Annotated in this window: 4 protein-coding genes and 1 tRNA gene; 3 read left to right on the forward strand and 2 right to left on the reverse strand. The window is 63.2% G+C overall.

Annotated elements, in window-relative coordinates:
- Positions 1-106: 106 nt before the first annotated feature.
- Positions 107-193, reverse strand: a tRNA-Leu gene (locus AC3WVS_RS31160).
- Between the two features lie 187 nt (positions 194-380).
- Here AC3WVS_RS31160 and AC3WVS_RS31165 point away from each other — a divergent pair.
- The 3 genes from AC3WVS_RS31165 (at position 381) to AC3WVS_RS31175 (ending at position 1,836) form a co-directional block, all read left to right on the forward strand.
- A complete protein-coding gene (locus tag AC3WVS_RS31165; RefSeq protein WP_492321724.1) occupies positions 381-740 on the forward strand; it encodes a hypothetical protein in 360 nt (119 codons plus the stop codon).
- A 271-nt stretch (positions 741-1,011) separates the two neighbouring features.
- Positions 1,012-1,269 carry a hypothetical protein gene (locus AC3WVS_RS31170; RefSeq protein ID WP_492321725.1) on the forward strand — a complete coding sequence of 86 codons (258 nt, stop codon included), beginning with the start codon at positions 1,012-1,014 and terminating at the stop codon, positions 1,267-1,269.
- 159 nt (positions 1,270-1,428) lie between these two features.
- Entirely contained in the window at positions 1,429-1,836 is a 408-nt protein-coding gene (locus AC3WVS_RS31175; RefSeq protein ID WP_010814705.1) for a heme-binding protein, read from the forward strand.
- 271 nt (positions 1,837-2,107) lie between these two features.
- Here AC3WVS_RS31175 and AC3WVS_RS31180 read toward each other — a convergent pair whose 3' ends face one another.
- Complete coding sequence (locus AC3WVS_RS31180) at positions 2,108-2,437, reverse strand: hemin uptake protein HemP (RefSeq protein WP_010814706.1); 330 nt, start codon at positions 2,435-2,437, stop codon at positions 2,108-2,110.
- Positions 2,438-2,712 lie beyond the last annotated feature (275 nt).

A 2,712-nucleotide genomic window follows, 5' to 3' on the forward strand; every position in this document is an offset into this window, starting at 1 on the left:
TCGTGAACCGCCGTATGCGGAACCGCACGTACGGTGGTGTGAGCGGGCTGAGGGGGCGACCCCTCACCCGACTCGATAAACGGGAGCGGAAGGGGGCTGTACACCCTGGTGCGGCCGACGGGACTCGAACCCGTAAGCCTGGAAAGGCGGCAGATTTTAAGTCTGCTGAGTCTACCAATTTCTCCACGGCCGCACGGCAAGCCCGGTATTGTGGTGGCTCGGCATCCCGGATGCAAGCGCGTTACTGCGGCGGGCGCCGGGCGCGCGAAAAAGTGACGCCACTGTTACGGCTGGTAACAATGTCGACCTTGCCGTTGCACCTGGAAAATTCCGAACCCCTACAATACGGATTAAGAGAAATCTCACATTGAGAGGCGGATATGAAACGTTGGTGGCTCGCAGCATTCGGTGTCGCAGCCGGGCTTGCTTCCGGGGCAGCAATGGCCCATGTGAGCGTCGGCGTGGCAATCGGCGTGCCGGGCGTAGTGGTTGGCGCGCCCGCCTATTATCCGCCAGCCCCGGCTTACTATGCACCGCCGCCTGTCGTGGTGGCGCCCGCGCCGGTCTACTACGGTCCGCCGCCGGTGGTGGTGCGGCCGCGTCCGGTCTATTACGGTCCTGGCTACTACGGCCCGCCGCGCTATTACGGCGGCCACCGCGGCTACTATGGCCCGCCGGGATACCATCGTGGGCACGGCCACCGGCATGGGCATGGCCACGGCCGTTGGCACGACGACTGATCGTCGTTCGACCTGCGCAAGCTTTTTGAAAGAGAAGGGGCCCTCCGGGGCCCTTTCCCTTTTTCCTGCCGCACTGCGACATGAGGCGCTGAAGCCAGTTCCAGGAAATTCGCCCCCTTGGTCAGAGTAGTCAAATTATTTGAACAGACTGCTCAAAGCGTCACCTCTATCGTTATAAGGGTTTCCCCCTAAACTATCGGTGTGACATCGTGATGACGGCACTGCAACGTGCTGCACGGTGCCTCGACCAACAATAGCAAGGGGAATATCCATGAAGATCACACAAGCCGTTGCTGCCGTCGCAGCGCTGGCCGCGCTGGGCGCGCTTTCCACCTCCGCATTTGCCGCCGTCGGCAAGGTCGATCCGTACCTGGACGGCGCCAGGGTCGGCAAGACGGACCCGTACACCGATGGTGCCAAGATGGGCAAGGTTGATCCGTTCACCGACGGTGCCCGCCTCGCCAAGCCCGATCCGTACACCGATGGCGCGCTCATTGGCAAGCCGGATCCGTTCTCGGACGGCGCCTGAATCGCTGTTGTCCGTCTATGTTGAATGGCCCGCCCAAGCGCGGGCCATTCTTGTTTTTCCCCGCGCTCCGGCGCACCGCAATGGGGCGCCTGTCATGACGATGGCGGGGGTGCGGCGCTATACTTCGGCCTTAACCAAATGAATGACCAGGAGAGTGGCATGCAGCAAAAAACGGTTCTGACGGCAGACGACGTGAAGAAGATCATGGCCGCAGCGGAAACCGAGGCGAAAAATCATCAATGGGCCGTGTCCATTGTCGTGGTGGACGATGGCGGCCATCTGCTGGCGATGCAGCGCCTGGATGGTGCCGCGCCGATCTCGGCCTATATTGCCGGCGAAAAGGCCCGTACCTCGGCGCTGGGCCGTCGCGAGTCGAAGGTCTACGAAGACATGATCAACAACGGTCGCTACTCGTTCATGACGGCGCCGGTGCTGCAAGGCATGCTGGAGGGCGGCGTGCCCATCGTCTGCAACGATCAGGTGGTCGGTGCCGTGGGCGTGTCGGGCGTGAAGTCGACCGAAGACGCGCAGATCGCGCGTGCCGGTATCGCTGCGCTGGGCCTGTAAAGCCCTTGCGCCGGCCATTGTGCCGGCGCATGAAAAGGCCCCGCAGGCATGGCCTGCGGGGCGGCATAAAAGAGGGCATGGCTGGGTACGGTCGGCCCGGCGTGGGGTCTGAATCCCGCCCGCGGCACCAGTACCTGGCTACTGCCCAACACCTCGTTCCGAGGTGGTCCCCACAAAAGTCTTTACTGCCACGTACGTGGCACCCGCGCCCAACGCGGGTCTCGGTCGCTTCCCTCTGGCTTCAACCTTGCGGTATCGCCGCGGGGCCGCGTCATTTCGTCAGGATCAGCTTGCCGTAGCGCGTGACGCGCAGCGTGTAGACATCGCCGTTGTGCAGGATCGGCAGGGTGCTGGCGCCACGCATGATGGCGTCCAGGGCCACCGCCTCGCCGGCAGGCGCTGGCGACAGGCTGTCGCGCACCAGTGCCTCGAGCCGGGCGGGCAGGGCCGCCACCGCGGACTTCACGGATGCGATGGTCGACGGTGCCGCCTTCGCGCTGGCCTCGCGGCGCGGTTGCGCGGCGACCTCGACGCGGCGCAGCGACAGCCGGCGGCGGGTGACTTCACGCGGTTGCGACAGCGGCAGGGAAAGTGTGCTCATCTTCTGGCTCCGTTCTGCAAAAAGGGCGCGCCGGCTATGGCGCAGTCGATGGAAAGATATTAAATGAGAATTGTTATCATTACAATAGCCTCTGGATAAGATTCGCGGAACGACCATGTGCGGTTGGAAGGGGCGCCAGAGGCGGCGCAGCACAGGCTGGCGCAATGACTCGGCGGCATCAACGACAAAGGGCACCTGAGGTGTAATGCCGTTCAGTTAAGGTCCTTCTTCAGGTACCGAACGGTGTAGCGAGAAGGTCGCGACTTAACGATCCG

It is taken from the genome of Cupriavidus sp. CPT47-8839-RL05A (genome assembly GCF_058792255.1).

What these genes read in the sequence shown, in the direction of transcription:
- AC3WVS_RS31180 (WP_010814706.1), bottom strand. Translation starts at nt 2,437, where the DNA reads ATGAGCACACTTTCCCTGCCGCTGTCGCAACCGCGTGAAGTCACCCGC.
- AC3WVS_RS31170 (WP_492321725.1), top strand. Translation starts at nt 1,012, where the DNA reads ATGAAGATCACACAAGCCGTTGCTGCCGTCGCAGCGCTGGCCGCGCTG.
- AC3WVS_RS31165 (WP_492321724.1), top strand. Translation starts at nt 381, where the DNA reads ATGAAACGTTGGTGGCTCGCAGCATTCGGTGTCGCAGCCGGGCTTGCT.
- AC3WVS_RS31175 (WP_010814705.1), top strand. Translation starts at nt 1,429, where the DNA reads ATGCAGCAAAAAACGGTTCTGACGGCAGACGACGTGAAGAAGATCATG.